This window comes from Odoribacter sp. (assembly GCF_985060555.1).
In genome coordinates this window covers 30444-46389 of the sequence record NZ_CFKYFN010000037.1, presented here as the reverse complement: position 1 = coordinate 46389, position 15946 = coordinate 30444, and the positions used below count along the sequence as shown (strand labels likewise).

Below are 15946 nucleotides of genomic sequence, written 5' to 3'. Positions count from 1 at the left end.
TTATATATAAAATTTACGAATCAAACCTACCGTTCAGTATATGAATTTCCCGAATTCGCTGAGTATGGTAAGCTTATTTCCTTCGCCTTCGTCATTGTCGTAGCAACGACCGACGATTTGGGCATCGATATTGAAACTCTTTGAGATAGCGATAATTTCTTCTGCCAATTCCTCGTCGACATAAACTTCCATACGATGACCCATGTTGAACACTTTGTACATTTCCTCCCAAGGCGTACCCGATTGTTCCTGGATTAACCGGAATAAAGGAGGTACGGGGAAAAGATTGTCTTTTACAATATGCATATTCTCGACAAAATTCATCACTTTAGTCTGGGCTCCTCCTGAACAGTGAATCATCCCATGAATCTGGTAACGGTATTTGTCCAGAATTTGTTTTATTACCGGAGCGTAAGTACGGGTCGGAGATAAAACCAATTTTCCTGCATTCATACCTACTCCCTCGACACAGTCCGTCAATAGGCATTTCCCTGCATATACTAATTCTTCCGGTACATTATTGTCATAACTTTCGGGGTATTTTTGAGCCAGATATTTTGCAAATACATCATGACGGGCCGAAGTCAAGCCATTAGAACCCATTCCGCCGTTATATTCGGTTTCATAAGTAGCCTGTCCGTACGAAGAAAGGCCTATAATGACATCTCCCGGGCGAATGTTGGCGTTGTCGATGACATCTTTCCGTTTCATCCGGCAAGTAACTGTTGAATCTACAATGATCGTGCGTACCAGATCACCGACATCGGCTGTCTCCCCACCTGTAGAATAGATGCTTACACCTAGTTTCCGGTATTCTTCCAGTAATTCTTCTGTTCCATTGATAATGGCAGCAATGACTTCTCCCGGGATCAGGTTTTTATTCCGGCCGATCGTGGAAGATAACAGAATATTGTCTACTGCACCGACACATAAAAGGTCGTCTATGTTCATAATCAGTGCATCCTGGGCAATTCCTTTCCAAACGGAGAGATCTCCGGTCTCTTTCCAATACATATAGGCTAACGAAGACTTTGTTCCTGCTCCGTCTGCATGCATGATGTTGCAATAAGCTTCATCTCCTCCCAGATAATCCGGTACGATTTTGCAAAAAGCCCGGGGGAATACTCCTTTGTCGATGTTTTTTATCGCATTGTGGACGTCTTCCTTGGAAGCTGACACACCACGTTTGTTATATCTTTCGTCTTTTCTCATAATAGATGAGTTGCTAAATTACTGAATCACGAAATTACCGGATGATCAAATGACCCGATCTCTGTCGTTTTTAGAAGTTGCAAACTTACACAAAACAAATGAATTTATCAATGTGCATGAGTGATGTATTGACTTCCTGATGAAGATTATCTGATGAAGGTCCGGTGAATAAGAGCGTAGAGCCGCCACCAGATTACGAGGAGTAAGCCGATTGTAATCAGCATACTGACGGTTTTGCCGGTATGCAAAAAATAACCCACGGTAAAGGCAATACCTTCGACTCCATTCCAAGGGTTCATGGCTACCCAGGTGTAACGGTAATTACTGGCTACCGCACTCATAGACAGAGCCGAGCAGGCAACGAGCAAAATGATGAAGGAAATAATCAGAATCAGTATGTTTTTATTTTTCATGGTTGCAGTATAATGTATTGAATACAAAGGTAAGTAATTTAAAGAAAATATTTCTGAAGCAGGAAAAAAAGAAACCGGAATAATTTCCGGTTTCTGTCGTATGTATCTGTACGATACTATTGGTTGGGTTAGTTTAGCATATTCCTTTGTCGTTTAACGTACATTAAGTTTGTGGATACCTGCGGGTACCGTTCTTTTTTCCTTTTCTCCCAATTTATGGTATGTTTTATCTGTGAAATAAACGTAAAGCAATTTTAAAAGTTTCCATATTGCGGTAAAAATTCAACTTTATTTTTCAATTTTCGTATAATCCCCAAAAATATAACTGATGAGAAGAGATTTTAAAGTACCCCGGATGGAAGAAGTATTGGAACATGATCGTAAATTGCTATTTGCATTAAAGCAGTCGATGGGTTTTGTTCCGAATGTGTATGCCTTCATGACCCGTTCCGAAACTGCCTTGAAACGATTTATGGATTTTATGGATGTTTCTACGGTATTTGACCGAATTCAGACGGAAGCGATTCATTTGGTGACTAGTCAGGTAAATCAGAATCCTTATTGTTTGGCAGCGCATACGGCTTTGGCTAAAGAGGCCGGTTTGAGCGATAAGCAAATCGAAGCGATCCGTAAAGGAAATGTCACTTGGGATGAAAAGTTGGATACCTTAGTGGATTTTACTTGTGAGCTGGTTACGAATCGGGGCAAGGTAGGCCCTGAGATGATCGGCCGTTTCTATCAAGCCGGATATACGGATGCTTGTCTGGTTGATTTGGTCATGCTGGTCGGTATGACGACTATAACCAATTACCTCAATAATGCCACTTGGATTCCCGTCGATTTCCCCGAGGCTCCGGTCATCATCTGTAAATGTGATTGTAAAAAGTAAAGTTTACGAATAACCTTCTGTTTTTATTCCCATATAGTTGATACGAATATCTGAAAAGATGAAGTAACCGATGTGTATAAGGAAGACGAAGCTGTCTGATACTTTAAAGTGCGCCTTAAAAATTCTTGTTCGACTTTTAGGGCGCACTTCATCATTCAGGCAGTTTTTTATGCTGAGGTCTTTATCGCTTAGCCAGTTGGGCATCGATGAACAAAAGACCTGTATCACCGGCTTTTTTCAATTTGTCGACAATTCCTTGTGCTGTTGCTTCTTCTTCAACTTGTTCGCGTACGAATCCCCACAGAAAGTCTTGGGTTGCATTGTCTTTTTCTGCAGAAGCGATAGAAACCAGATTGTCGATCATTTTTGAAACCTTGCATTCATGTTCATAGACATGTTGGAATACTTCCAAAGGACTACCCCACCCTTGAGGAACAACGTCTATTTTATCTATTTTGGCTTTTCCTCCCCGCTTTGTAACGTAATCAGCCATGGTATAGGCATGCTCCAGTTCTTCCTGAGATTGTTTTTTCATCCAATGGGCAAAGCCGTCAAAACCTTCGCAAGCGAAATAGAAAGACATGGACAAATACAGGTTGGAAGACCACATTTCAGCAGTAATCTGCTCATTGATCGCATTTTGTAGTTTTTCAGAAATCATTGTTTTTTATATTTAATATTGATAATTCATTATACTTTTTATTTGTTAATTACAAAATTTATGCCATATCCGATATTTGCCATTTTGACAGTTCTAAGTAATGACAAAATGATCAATATACCGGAAAATTAAAGTGTATAGAATACTGTTACGTTAATTTATAAGGATTAATCCTTGTTTTGTATAGCGGAGATATTATCTTTGTCCTGCATGTAAATTATTTTAAAGACATGAAAAAATATCTGAAATACTGCTTGCTGGTATGGATTGCCGTTCCGGTATGGGCTCAGCAGACTGAGGTAATTGGACCTGACTCTCATCTGAAAGTGAATGTGGCCTTGAAGCAGGGAAAACCGGTATATTCTGTCACTTACAAAGAAAAGATAATGCTGGAAGATTCCCCTTTGGGGGTGGTGACCGATATCGGGGATTTTAGCCGGAATATGAATTGGATTGGGCAAAAGACAAGTCGGATCGATAAAACATATACTCAGAACAAGATCAAGAAATCAGAGATACACTATCAGGCGAATGAGTTGATTTGTACTTTTGCGAATGCTGATAAGCAGGAGATAGATGTCGTTTTCCGGGTGAGTAATAACGATATCGCTTTCCGATATGTAATTCCCCGAAAGGAGGCAGGAAGTTGTGTGGTGGAAAGAGAAGCGACGGGTTTTGATTTTCCGGCATATACGACTACTTTTCTGTGTCCGCAAAGTGATGCCATGATCGGATGGATGCGTACAAAACCCAGTTATGAGGAGGAGTATAGGGTGGATGTTCCGATGAACGAACCTTCTCGATATGGACATGGTTATACTTTTCCTTGCCTTTTTCGTATTGGTTGTGATGGTTGGGCTTTGATCAGTGAGACGGGTGTGGACAGCCGCTATTGTGGTTCTCGTTTGAGTGATGCCGGAGAAGGTGGATTATATATCCTTGATTTTCCGATGCCCGAAGAGAATAATGGGAATGGAACGGTAGCCCCGGGATTGGCTTTGCCCGGTACAACTCCCTGGCGTACCATTACTGTAGGGGATAATCTGAAGCCTATTGTGGAAACGACGGTCATTTGGGACGTCGTGGAGCCACTTTACGAAACGGTTCACGATTATCGTTTCGGGCGTGGAACCTGGAGCTGGATTTTGTGGCAGGATGGAAGTATCAATTATGAGGATCAGGTGAGGTACATCGATGTGGCAGCTGCAATGGGATATGAATATGTATTGATAGATAACTGGTGGGATCGGACGATCGGCCGGGAAAAGATGAAGTCTTTGGCGGATTATGCCCATAGGAAGGGGGTAGATATATTTTTATGGTATAGTTCCAGCGGATATTGGAACGATATTGTTCAAAGTCCTGTGAATTGTATGGACAATCCGATTGTCCGTAAGCGGGAAATGAGGTGGCTCGAAAGTCTGGGAGTGAAGGGAATTAAAGTAGACTTTTTCGGAGGGGATAAGCAGGAGACTATGAGGTTGTACGAAGCTATTCTGAGCGATGCGGATGATTGTGGATTGATGGTTATTTTTCACGGTTGCACCTTGCCCAGGGGGTGGAACGAATGTATCCCAATTATGTGGGAAGTGAGGCAGTACTGGCTTCCGAGAACCTGATTTTCCAGCAGCATTTTTGTGATGAGGAGGCTTTCAATGCCTGTCTGCATCCGTTTATCCGGAATAGTGTCGGTTGTATGGAATTCGGAGGCTGTTTCCTCAATAAACGCTTGAATCGTACCAACGATGGAGGTAATATCCGCCGGACAACAGATGCTTTCCAGTTGGCTACTACCGTCTTGTTTCAGAATCCGATACAGAATTTTGCTTTAGCCCCTAATAATCTGACCGATGCTTCCCAAATTTGCCTGGAGTTTCTGAAACAAGTACCTGTTACCTGGGATGAGACTGTATTTATCGACGGCTATCCGGGGAAATATTGTATTCTGGCTCGCAGACATGGGGATAAATGGTATGTCGCCGGGGTGAATGCCCAAAAAGAACCGTTGAAGCTGAAAATACAACTTCCGATGTTTGCCAAAGGCAATCGGGTGACCCTTTATAATGACGACCTGAAACGTAATGTTTATACCCGGGAAGTGACTTTGAGTAAAAATAAAGAACTTTCCTTGACGATTCTGTCGGGAGGGGGAATTGTTATTGTGAAATAAGAATAGAAGGGATAATGTGTTTTGGATCACTTTTTGAAACAAATAAAATAGTAATAAAAAAGAGTTAGATCTGATCTAACTCTTTGATTATTAATTGTACTCGAGGCGGGAATTGAACCCGCACGGCCGCAATGGCCACAGGATTTTAAGTCCTGCGTGTCTACCGATTCCACCACTCGAGCATCCTCTTGCGAGAGAGCGAAAAACGGGACTCGAACCCGCGACCCCGACCTTGGCAAGGTCGTGCTCTACCAACTGAGCTATTTTCGCATCTGTTTAAAGAACTTTTTTTGTTTTGCGAGTGCAAATATAAGGCGTTTTTTAGTTTGTACAAACATTTTGTAAAAAATAATTGGATATAATTGCTATATTTGTCGTGTTTTTAAATGCAAATGATAGATGACTGGTCAGAGAAAAAAGAGAATTGCAGGCTCCTATTTTGTGTCAACACTCAGTATATCACTGGTTTTGGTTGTCGTTGGTATTTTAGTGTTCATTTTGCTGAATGCAAAATTGGTTTCTGATCATGTAAAACAAAATATCGGTTTTTCTATTATTGTCAAGGATAATGTAAATGAAGCCGAGATCAAAAAGATGCAAAAGATTCTGGACACAAAGCCTTTTGTCTCGTCTTCGGTATTTATTAGTAAAGTGGAGGCTGCCCGTGAATTTAAAGAGGAGTTGGGGGAAGATTTCGAGGGCGTATTGGGGTATAACCCGCTTTTGCCTTCGGTAGAAATCAAGCTGAATCCCGTTTACGCCAATAACGATTCCTTGACTGTTATCGAGAAGAGCTTATTAAAAAACGAATTGGTGCAGGAGGTGTCTTATCAGAAGTCTTTGGTGCATATGATCAATGAAAATGTTCGGCGTATCAGTCTGATCCTGTTGATAGCAGGGGCTGCACTGATGCTGATTTCTTTTACCTTGATCCGGAATACCATCCATTTGTCCGTATATTCGCAGCGTTTTCTGATTAAAACGATGCAGCTTGTCGGGGCAAAACCTTTCTTTATTTGTAAGCCTTTTATTCAAAATAGTGTTTGGTTCGGTTTCTTTGGGAGTATGATCGCTAATCTGATTCTTTTGGCTGCCATATTCTTTTTGCAAAAAGAAGTGGGGAGTGTAGTCAATCTGATGAATAAAGAATTGATCATTATCATGGTTGCTTTTGTTATGGTTTGCGGTATATTGCTTTCTTTGGTTTCTTCCTGGATGTCGGTTGCCAGATATCTGAATAAAGACATGAACGATTTGTACAATTAAAACAAAACTAAAAATATGGTGAAGAATAATTTGAAAAATACTACTTCCGGAAAAAAGATCGATTTCCCGATTCCTGTGAGTAGTTATAAGATGATTTTGATCGGTTTCGGGATCATCATTCTGGGATTTATTTTGATGATGGGGGGAGGTTCCGATAATCCGGCTGAGTTTAATTATGATATTTTTAGTTTCCGTCGGATCACGCTGGCTCCGATTGTGGTGTTGATCGGTTTTGGATTTGTTTTTTGGGCGATTATGCGGAAGCCTAAAAAGGAAATGGAAGAAGGGACGAAAGATTAGGTATAAAATTGTTGGATAAGAAATGATGACTTGGTTAGAAGCATTGGTCCTTGGATTGATTCAGGGATTGACAGAATTTTTGCCCGTTAGTAGCTCCGGGCATCTTCAGATTTTCAGTACGCTTTTCGGCATACAGGGAGAAGAAAATCTGACTTTTGCAGTGGCCGTTCATGCGGCGACCGTTTGTAGTACGATTGTGGTGTTGCGGAATGAGATTTGGGATCTTTTGAAAGGTCTTTTTCGGTTTTCCTGGAATCCGGAAACCATTTATATTGCCAAAATCGCATTATCTATGATTCCTGTGGCTATTGTAGGTGTTTTCTTTAAAGATTATGTGGAAGCTCTCTTCGGTTCCGGATTATTGGTCGTGGGAGTTGCTCTTTTAATTACTGCCTGTTTGTTGGCCTTTGCTTACTACGCTCGTCCCCGTTTAAAGACGGATATATCTTTTCGGGATGCTTTTATCATCGGAGTGGCTCAGGCTTGTGCCGTATTGCCTGGTTTGTCCCGTTCCGGTTCCACCATCGCTACGGGGATTCTACTGGGGAATAATAAAGAAAATGTAGCGAGATTTTCTTTTTTGATGGTGTTGGTACCTATCTTGGGAGAGGCTTTTCTGGACATGATGAAAGGTGGTTTTGCACCTGCAGAGAGTGGTATTTCGATGTTGGCGCTGGTTGTCGGTTTCCTGGCTGCTTTTATTTCCGGATATATAGCTTGTAGCTGGATGCTGAATCTGGTGAAGAAAGGAAAGTTGATCTGGTTTGCCGTATATTGTTTTGTAGTAGGCATTATCATTTTGTTTGTTCATTGAGAGCAGTGAAAACGGGCTTGTGATAGAATGATTTTTACGCTTGTTCGGTTTGGTTCGAAAATATAAAAATTGTGTGTAAGATATTGTTTAATGAAGAAGGTGATTTTCATTCGGGTGCTCTGATTCTGGTAGATAAACCTCTGAAATGGACTTCTTTCGATGTCGTGAATAAAATTCGTTGGTGTTTGAAGTCTGCTTGTGGGAAGATCAAAGTGGGACATGCCGGAACTCTGGATCCTTTAGCGACGGGTTTGGTGATTGTTTGTACCGGAAAGTGGACGAAACGGATTGAAGATTATATGGCTCAGGAAAAAGAATATGTGGCGACGCTATGTTACGGGGCTGTGACTCCGTCTTTCGATTTAGAGACTTTGCCGGAAGGGGATTTCCCTTATCGGCATATCGATCGCCCTTATTTAGATCGGGTACTGGAGCGGTTTCGGGGAGTCATTACTCAGGTCCCTCCGGCGTATTCTGCTATCCGGGTAGATGGTGACCGGGCTTATAAAAAGGCGCGCAAAGGGAATGAGATCGAGATGCCTGCACGTCAAGTGGTGGTGAATGAATTGGAGGTCATCGATTTTAATCTTCCTGATTTAACGTTAAGAATCAATTGTAGTAAAGGGACTTATATCCGGTCTTTGGCCAACGATATCGGTCAGGCCTGTGAGAGTGGGGCTTACTTGGCAGGTTTACGCCGCACAAAGATCGGAAGTTTTCAGGTGGAAGATGCAAATAAAATGGAGGATTTGGTTGCGTTTTTACAAACAAAGTTGTAACTTGCGCCGTTTATTAGGCCAGGAGTATTTCCATAAAGACAGAAGGAGATATTCCAATGTTTTGTTGGTATAAACCAGGATGTTAAAATGACTTGATAAGAGTTTAATTTAAATAGTGCAGAGATGAAATTATCAAAATTCAGATATAAGTTACCGCCGGAATTAATCGCTCAACACCCTTCTGCTAATCGGGACGAATGTCGTTTGATGGTAGTCGACCGGAAGACAGGAACGATCGAACATAAGGTATTTAAGGATGTTATCGATTATTTTGATGAGAAGGATGTATTCGTTTTCAACGACACCAAGGTTTTTCCGGCCCGTTTATATGGGAATAAGGAAAAAACCGGTGCTGAAATCGAAGTCTTTTTGTTGAGGGAATTGAATCGGGATCTGCGGATTTGGGACGTTTTGGTGGATCCGGCACGAAAGATCAGAATCGGTAATAAATTGTATTTCGGGGAAGACGATAGTTTGGTTGCGGAAGTCATCGACAATACCACCTCTCGTGGACGGACGTTGCGTTTCTTGTTCGACGGAGAATACGATGAGTTTAAGAAGTTGCTGTATGGCCTGGGCGAGACTCCGCTGCCGCGTACGATTACACGTAAAGTGGAGCCGGAAGACGAAGAACGTTATCAGACGATCTTTGCCCGCTATGAAGGAGCTGTTGCTGCCCCGACAGCCGGTTTGCATTTTAGTCGTGAGCTGATGAAGCGCATGGAAATCAAAGGAATCGATTTTGCTTATATCACCTTGCACGTTGGCTTAGGGAATTTTCGGGAAGTGGATGTAGAAGATCTGACAAAACATAAAATGGATTCGGAACAGATTATTGTGGGGGGGGATACCGTGAAAATTGTCAATGATGCGAAAGACGAACGTCATAAGATTTGTGCAGTAGGCACGACCGTTGTACGGACGTTGGAAAGTTGTGTAACGACCAAAGGCCGTTTGACCGAATATGATGGATGGACAAATAAATTTATTTTCCCTCCCTATGATTTTAGTGTGCCGGATGCTTTTATTTCTAATTTCCATTTACCTTATTCGACTCTTTTGATGATGGTGGCTGCTTTCGGTGGTTATGATCTGGTGATGAAAGCTTATGATCTGGCCGTAAAAGAGAAATATCGGTTCGGTACATACGGAGATGCGATGTTGATTATTTAGATATATTTCCCCGAAAGGGATGGCATAGGACAGGTTATGGGTTTGAGGATGTGTTTTTAAACCTGTAACCTGTTTTTTTATGTAACGTTAAACTCAATATACCCTGGAGAATTAAAAAAAAGATGAAACGATGAGAGTCTTTAGATTAACTGTTATTGTCGGGATTTTGACCTTGTTCGTACAGTGTGCTTCAGTGCCTTTGACCGGGCGGAAGCAAGTGATACTCCTGCCCGAAAGTGAAATGATGCAGATGAGTCTTACTTCGTATGGAGATTTTTTAAAAGAAAATAAGTTATCTACCCGTACAGACGATACCCGTCGCGTGAAGGAAGTGGGGACGCGGATTGCTGCCGCTGTAGAAGCTTACTTGAAATCTCAGGGATTGGAAAAGCAGATCGAAGGGTACCAGTGGGAATTCAATCTGGTACAGAGTCCTGAAATGAATGCCTGGTGTATGCCCGGAGGGAAGGTGGTCGTGTATGAAGGAATTTTGCCGGTTTGTGAAAGTGATGATGGTTTGGCTGTTGTGATGGGACATGAGATTGCTCATGCGATTGCCCGGCATGGAAACGAACGGATGAGTCAGCAGATGTTGATACAAGCTGGAAGTACTGCTGCTGCATACGCTTTAAAAGAAAAATCGGAGTCGACTCAGGCACTCTTGGGGACTGCTATCGGTTTAGGGGCTAATTACGGTGTGATCTTGCCTTTTTCGCGGAAGCATGAGTTGGAAGCCGATCGTTTGGGATTGATTTTTATGACGATTGCCGGATATAATCCGGAAGAGGCGATTCCTTTCTGGACCCGGATGGCTTCTGCAGGATCGGGACAAAAACCACCGGAGTTTATGTCTACACACCCTTCGGATGCCCATCGTATAGAGCAGATAAAAGCATTGATGCCTGAGGTTTTGAAATATAAAAAATGAGGATAAACCCGGCTTTACCTGGGGGTGAAATGATCAAGGTGTAAAAAACAGGGATTAAAGAACAGAGGAAATAGATCCGAATCTTTAATCCCTGATTTTTTTAGAGCTTACTAGCGTCGATCAGAAGTTCTTTGTTGTATTCTCCCTTAGCCAGTTTTTCTGCCACATTCTTGAATGCCTTGATGGTATATTTTACATCTTCGAGTGTATGCATAGAAGTCGGAATCAGGCGGAGCAACAATTGTCCTTTCGGAATAACCGGATATACGACGATCGAACAGAAAATATTGTAATTTTCACGCAGGTCGAATACGACTTGCATCCCTTCGGCAACACTACCGGAAAGATATACCGGAGTAACCATCGAGTTGGTGATACCGATATTCATACCGTCTGCTTTAAGACCGTTTTGTAAAGCATGAGCGATGGTCCACAACTTTTCGCGTCTTTCCGGTTGGCTTTTCAGCATCTCGAGACGTTTGATCGCTCCTTCGACCATCGGCATAGTCAGGGATTTTGCGAACATTTGTGAACGCATGGTATAACGTAAAGACATACATACATCTTCATCTGTGGCGACGAAAGCGCCGAAACCTGCCATAGCTTTGGCAAAAGTACCGAAATAAAGGTCCACTTTATCCTGAACACCGAAATGTTCACCTGTACCGGCACCTGTCGGTCCCATTGTTCCGAATCCATGGGCATCGTCGACCAGCAGGCGGAAATTGAATTCGGATTTTAAAGCAGTGATTTCATCCAATTTACCTAAATCTCCTGCCATGCCGAATACGCCTTCTGTAACCACCAGAATACCTCCACCGGTCGTCGCTACATATTTCGTGGCATGTTCGAGCTGTTTGCGCAGGCTGCTCATATCGTTGTGTACGTATACATAACGTTTGGCCGGCGACAGACGCAAACCGTCCATGATACAAGCATGGGACTCCGCGTCATAAACGATACAGTCGAAACGTGAAGTCAGTGAGTCGATGATAGAAATCATGCCCTGATAGCCGAAATTTAACAGGAATGCATCCGGTTTACCGACAAAATCGGCTAACTGTGATTCCAGGTATTCATGGCGGGAAGTCTGACCGCTCATCATACGGGCTCCCATCGGATAAGCCAGCCCCCATTGAGCGGCTGCCTCTGCATCGACTTTCCGGACTTCCGGATCGTTTGCCAGACCGATGTAGTTGTTCAAACTCCAATTTAACACTTCTTTCCCGCGGAACATCATCCGGGGACCGATTTCTCCTTCCAATTTCGGAAATGCGAAATAGCCGTGTGCTTCTTTGGCATACTGGCCGATATTACCTCTTTGTTTTTTTACTCTTTCAAAAATGTCCACGTCGATAATATTTTGAAAATTTGTAGAATACTGTATTTTAACTTGGCAAAAATAATAAATAAAGGCTAAAGGTAAAAGGTTAAAGGTAAAAGATGTACCATAATACGTATAATTACTTAGAGTAGGCAGAAGAATGCGTATGAAGGGTTAGTGAAAAGTGGAGAGTAAATATTAAAAATACTTGAAAGTAATGAAGCTCAGAAAAGTTTTTACCTTTTACTTTTTACTTTTTGTTTTTTCCTCTATCTTTGCATGATGCAAAAAAAGCGTTCCGTTTATGAAGAAATTTTGGGGATTTTTACTGGTAATTGTGCTTATGACGTCTTGCGGGGAGTATCAGAGCCTGCTGAAAAGCAATGATTACAACCTGGTCTATAAAAAAGCGATCGAGTATTATAACAAGGGCGATTATCAGAGAGCAATGAATTTGTTGGATGGTGTCCGTTCTGTATTTGTCGGGCAGGCAAAAGCTCAGAATATTGCTTATTACCGGGCTTTTTGTAGTTATAATATGAAAGATTATCAGATTGCCTCCGATTTATTCAAGCAGTTCATCCAGACTTATCCGGAAAGTTCATTTGCTGAAGAATGTCTTTATATGATGGGATTTTGCGATTATAAAGCTTCCCCGAAACCACGTTTGGATCAGCAGGTTACCGAAAAAGCTATCCGGGAATTCCAGCTTTATCTGAGTCGTTATCCGTATAGTATGCGAAAAGATAAGGTAAATACCTATATGGATGAAATGCGGGATAAGCTTTCTTACAAAGCTTATTTGAGTGCGAAAAACTATTACCTGCGTGAACATTACAAAGCGGCTGTTATCAGTTTGCAGAATTGTCTGAAGGATTATCCGGGCTCCAAATACCGGGAAGAGATTATGTATATGTTGTTCGTATCGAAATATCAGATGGCGGTGAATAGTGTCGAAGATAAGAAAGTGGAACGATATAACAATGCCCGGGAAGAGTATTATTACTTTGCCGATGAATATCCGAACAGCAGATATGCTGCCGACGTAAAGAAGATGTATGAGGATATCGAGGCCTATTTGGAAAATTATAAGTTTGAAGATTAATTAGATAAATATTAATACATAAATCAATTATGGTAGATTTTAAAAAGGTGAAAGCACCTAATAACACCATTACACGGAACCCTGCCGTATTGGCTGCAAAAGCCGATAATAATATTTATGAGGCTGTGGCCATTATTGCCAAAAGATCTAATCAGATTGCCGTCGAGATGAAGGAGGAACTGAGTCGTAAGTTGCAGGAGTTTGCTTCTTATACCGATAATCTGGAAGAGATTTTTGAAAATCGGGAACAGATTGAAATCTCCAAATTTTATGAGCGGATCCCAAAACCGGTGCTTATTGCTACCCAGGAATTCGAAGATGGGCAGATCTATTTCAGAAATCCGGCAACGGAGAAAAAAACAGAAGAGAAAAAATCGCTCTAAACAGTGATTTTAATGTACAGTTTTGTAAATGTACCAATGTACCGATAATAAGGAGGATACATTGGTACATTTTTAGTTAATAAGAAAACTCGTAATTCATAAATCTAGAAATAATTGTTTTTTCACGATGTTGAAAGGAAAGCATATTATCGTTGGGATAACCGGTAGTATAGCAGCATATAAAGCGGCTTCTCTGGTGCGTCTGTTAGTGAAAGAAGGGGCAGAAGTAAAGGTGGTGATGACGGAATTGGCCAAACAATTTATTACTCCATTGACTTTGGCTACATTGTCCAAACATCCGGTGATGGTAGAGTTTTATAATCCGGAAAACGGAGATTGGCATTCTCATGTGGATATGGGGCTTTGGGCCGATTTATACCTGATTGCTCCGGCGACAGCGAATACCTTGGGAAAGATGGCCCACGGTATAGCCGATAATTTGTTGCTGACAACCTATTTGTCGGCCAAATGTCCGGTAATGGTTGCTCCGGCGATGGACCTGGATATGTATCGTCATCCTGCTACCCGACAGAACCTGCACATTCTTCAAAGTTACGGGGTTCGGGTGATCGAGCCTGCTGCCGGTGAACTGGCAAGCGGTTTGGTGGGCAAGGGAAGAATGGCTGAACCGGAAGAGATCGTCGCTTCTATCCATCGTTATTTTGAACGACAGGGTGATCTGCTGGGTAAAAAGGTATTGTTGACGGCAGGGCCTACTTATGAAAAGATCGATCCGGTCCGTTTTATCGGGAATTACTCTTCGGGTAAGATGGGGTTTGCCTTGGCTGAGGAGTTCGCTGCCCGGGGAGCTGAAGTGGTTTTGGTCGCCGGACCTGTTTCCCGGCAAACCGAACATCCGGCGATTCGGCGGATAAATGTAGAATCGGCTGCGGAGATGTTCGAACAGGTGATGAACTATGCGGAAGACAGTCATATTATCGTTTCCTGTGCGGCTGTGGCCGATTTTACTCCCGACCGGAAGGCAGGCCTGAAGTTAAAAAGAGGGGAAGAAGAGCTGGTGTTGAAATTGAAGCCGACCTGTGATATTGCGGCCGAATTGGGGCGCCGGAAACAAAAGGGACAGGTATTGGTGGGGTTTGCCCTCGAAACGGACGATGAAACAGGAAATGCCCTGCGGAAACTGCACAAAAAGAATCTCGACCTGATCGTTTTGAATAGTTTGAAAGATAGCAATGCCTGTTTCGGTTATGATACCAACAAGGTGACTATCATCGACCGGAATGAGGTGCAATGGCAATATGAACTGAAAAGTAAAAAGGAAGTCGCTCACGATATTGTCGATCGGATCGTACAGTTGGGGTGAGGGTTACGGCTATTTTTCGGAATTTTTCATTTTTGAGCGATAAAAATTTTACGGATATAAAATTTTTATATACTTTTGAGCTCTGATATGAAATCAGAACATCTGTATATCGGAATTTTTAAACATACTGTCGAGCATTTCAGACAGAATCGCCGATTTATTGATAAAGATTTATTAAACCAACATTGTCGTTAGACTTGTTGGTTTTTTTTTGTCTGTTAGTCAACAAACATTAAATATAGCGATATGAACACACACAGCTTAGTATCCATCGAAGATTACAGCAAAGAAGAGATTCTGGAAGTACTGAAACTGGCTTCTGAATTCGAAGCCAATCCGAATCAGCGTTTATTGGAAGGTAAAGTAGTGGCTTCCTTATTTTTTGAACCTTCTACCCGTACCCGGTTGAGTTTCGAGACTGCGATCAACCGTTTGGGGGGGCGTATTATCGGTTTTACAGATGCTTCTTCTTCGAGTGTCACCAAGGGAGAGACTCTGAAGGATACGATCAAGATGGTAGATAATTATGCTGACTTGATCGTGATGCGGCATCCGGTAGAAGGGGCTGCGAGATATGCCAGTGAAGTTGCGGTTCATCCTGTGGTAAATGCCGGAGACGGAGCAAACCAACATCCTTCGCAAACAATGCTCGATCTTTATTCCATTTACAAAACTCAGGGGACTTTGGAAAATTTGGATATTTGTATGGTCGGGGATTTGAAATACGGACGGACGGTACATTCTTTATTACAAGCTATGAGTCATTTCCATCCGACGTTCCATTTTGTCGCTCCTGAATCCTTGCAGATGCCGGAAGCTTATAAACTGCATTTAAAAGCATTGAATATCCCTTATTATGAACATACCGAACTGGACGAAGTGATCGGTAAAGCCGATATTCTGTATATGACCCGTGTACAACGGGAACGATTCGCCGATCCATTGGAGTACGAAAAAGTAAAAAATGTGTATATCCTGAGAAATGCTATGTTGGCTAATGCAAAAGAGAATATGCGTATCCTGCATCCGCTGCCTCGTGTAAATGAGATCGATGTCGATGTGGATGAAAATCCGAAAGCTTATTACTTCGAACAAGCCCGTAACGGTGTGTTTGCACGGCAGGCTATTATTTCCAAGGCTTTGGGATTGAAATAATGGAGGATTTGCAATTTACGGTTTAGGATAAAATCGTAAATCGGAAACCA

The 15946-nt window shown here is 42.1% G+C and carries 15 protein-coding genes, 2 tRNA genes and 1 pseudogene; 12 read left to right on the top strand and 6 right to left on the bottom strand.

Features of this window, described 5'->3' with window-relative positions:
* Positions 1–33 precede the first annotated feature (33 nt).
* Both AC5RDS_RS05070 and AC5RDS_RS05065 read right to left on the bottom strand, forming a co-directional pair.
* Entirely contained in the window at positions 34–1212 is a 1179-nt protein-coding gene (locus AC5RDS_RS05070; protein ID WP_013613362.1) for an AIR synthase related protein, read from the bottom strand.
* Between the two features lie 146 nt (positions 1213–1358).
* Entirely contained in the window at positions 1359–1625 is a 267-nt protein-coding gene (locus AC5RDS_RS05065) for a hypothetical protein (protein WP_118107387.1), read from the bottom strand.
* Positions 1626–1953: 328 nt separating this feature from the next.
* On the opposite strand from AC5RDS_RS05065, the gene AC5RDS_RS05060 reads away from it, so the two are divergent.
* On the top strand, positions 1954–2514 hold the full coding sequence (locus tag AC5RDS_RS05060) for a carboxymuconolactone decarboxylase family protein (RefSeq protein ID WP_046403080.1): 561 nt from the start codon (positions 1954–1956) through the stop codon (positions 2512–2514).
* Between the two features lie 181 nt (positions 2515–2695).
* Here AC5RDS_RS05060 and AC5RDS_RS05055 read toward each other — a convergent pair whose 3' ends face one another.
* The gene (locus AC5RDS_RS05055) at positions 2696–3175 is read right to left on the bottom strand and encodes a ferritin (RefSeq protein ID WP_013613365.1); all 480 of its coding nucleotides are present in this window, start codon (positions 3173–3175) and stop codon (positions 2696–2698) included.
* A gap of 230 nt (positions 3176–3405) precedes the next feature.
* Here AC5RDS_RS05055 and AC5RDS_RS05050 point away from each other — a divergent pair.
* Positions 3406–5345 (top strand): annotated as a pseudogene (locus AC5RDS_RS05050) (glycoside hydrolase family 97 protein).
* A gap of 97 nt (positions 5346–5442) precedes the next feature.
* Here AC5RDS_RS05050 and AC5RDS_RS05045 read toward each other — a convergent pair.
* Both AC5RDS_RS05045 and AC5RDS_RS05040 read right to left on the bottom strand, forming a co-directional pair.
* Positions 5443–5527: transfer RNA gene (locus AC5RDS_RS05045), tRNA-Leu, on the bottom strand.
* Between the two features lie 15 nt (positions 5528–5542).
* Positions 5543–5615 (bottom strand) — tRNA-Gly (locus tag AC5RDS_RS05040).
* A 129-nt stretch (positions 5616–5744) separates the two neighbouring features.
* On the opposite strand from AC5RDS_RS05040, the gene AC5RDS_RS05035 reads away from it, so the two are divergent.
* From AC5RDS_RS05035 to AC5RDS_RS05010, 6 genes are all read left to right on the top strand, one after another.
* Complete coding sequence (locus AC5RDS_RS05035; protein WP_013613367.1) at positions 5745–6611, top strand: cell division protein FtsX; 867 nt, start codon at positions 5745–5747, stop codon at positions 6609–6611.
* A 15-nt stretch (positions 6612–6626) separates the two neighbouring features.
* Positions 6627–6911, top strand: coding sequence for a DUF3098 domain-containing protein (locus AC5RDS_RS05030; protein WP_013613368.1), 285 nt, complete (start codon positions 6627–6629; stop codon positions 6909–6911).
* 25 nt (positions 6912–6936) lie between these two features.
* Entirely contained in the window at positions 6937–7725 is a 789-nt protein-coding gene (locus tag AC5RDS_RS05025) for an undecaprenyl-diphosphate phosphatase (RefSeq protein WP_046403114.1), read from the top strand.
* A gap of 71 nt (positions 7726–7796) precedes the next feature.
* The gene (gene truB, locus AC5RDS_RS05020) at positions 7797–8504 is read left to right on the top strand and encodes a tRNA pseudouridine(55) synthase TruB (RefSeq protein ID WP_013613370.1); all 708 of its coding nucleotides are present in this window, start codon (positions 7797–7799) and stop codon (positions 8502–8504) included.
* Between the two features lie 123 nt (positions 8505–8627).
* The gene (queA, locus tag AC5RDS_RS05015) at positions 8628–9677 is read left to right on the top strand and encodes a tRNA preQ1(34) S-adenosylmethionine ribosyltransferase-isomerase QueA (protein WP_013613371.1); all 1050 of its coding nucleotides are present in this window, start codon (positions 8628–8630) and stop codon (positions 9675–9677) included.
* Between the two features lie 130 nt (positions 9678–9807).
* Positions 9808–10605: a M48 family metallopeptidase gene (locus AC5RDS_RS05010; protein ID WP_046450969.1), complete on the top strand. Its 798-nt coding sequence runs from the start codon at positions 9808–9810 to the stop codon at positions 10603–10605.
* A 100-nt stretch (positions 10606–10705) separates the two neighbouring features.
* Here AC5RDS_RS05010 and AC5RDS_RS05005 read toward each other — a convergent pair whose 3' ends face one another.
* Positions 10706–11956, bottom strand: a complete 1251-nt coding sequence (locus AC5RDS_RS05005) for an aminotransferase class I/II-fold pyridoxal phosphate-dependent enzyme (RefSeq protein ID WP_013613373.1) — start codon at positions 11954–11956, stop codon at positions 10706–10708.
* A 277-nt stretch (positions 11957–12233) separates the two neighbouring features.
* Here AC5RDS_RS05005 and AC5RDS_RS05000 point away from each other — a divergent pair, with 277 nt between their 5' ends.
* The 4 genes from AC5RDS_RS05000 (at position 12234) to pyrB (ending at position 15896) form a co-directional block, all read left to right on the top strand.
* Positions 12234–13034 carry an outer membrane protein assembly factor BamD gene (locus AC5RDS_RS05000; RefSeq protein ID WP_013613374.1) on the top strand — a complete coding sequence of 267 codons (801 nt, stop codon included), beginning with the start codon at positions 12234–12236 and terminating at the stop codon, positions 13032–13034.
* Between the two features lie 29 nt (positions 13035–13063).
* On the top strand, positions 13064–13417 hold the full coding sequence (locus tag AC5RDS_RS04995; RefSeq protein ID WP_013613375.1) for a DNA-directed RNA polymerase subunit omega: 354 nt from the start codon (positions 13064–13066) through the stop codon (positions 13415–13417).
* A gap of 127 nt (positions 13418–13544) precedes the next feature.
* Complete coding sequence (gene coaBC / locus AC5RDS_RS04990) at positions 13545–14741, top strand: bifunctional phosphopantothenoylcysteine decarboxylase/phosphopantothenate--cysteine ligase CoaBC (protein ID WP_013613376.1); 1197 nt, start codon at positions 13545–13547, stop codon at positions 14739–14741.
* 246 nt (positions 14742–14987) lie between these two features.
* On the top strand, positions 14988–15896 hold the full coding sequence (gene pyrB, locus AC5RDS_RS04985; protein WP_013613377.1) for an aspartate carbamoyltransferase: 909 nt from the start codon (positions 14988–14990) through the stop codon (positions 15894–15896).
* Positions 15897–15946 lie beyond the last annotated feature (50 nt).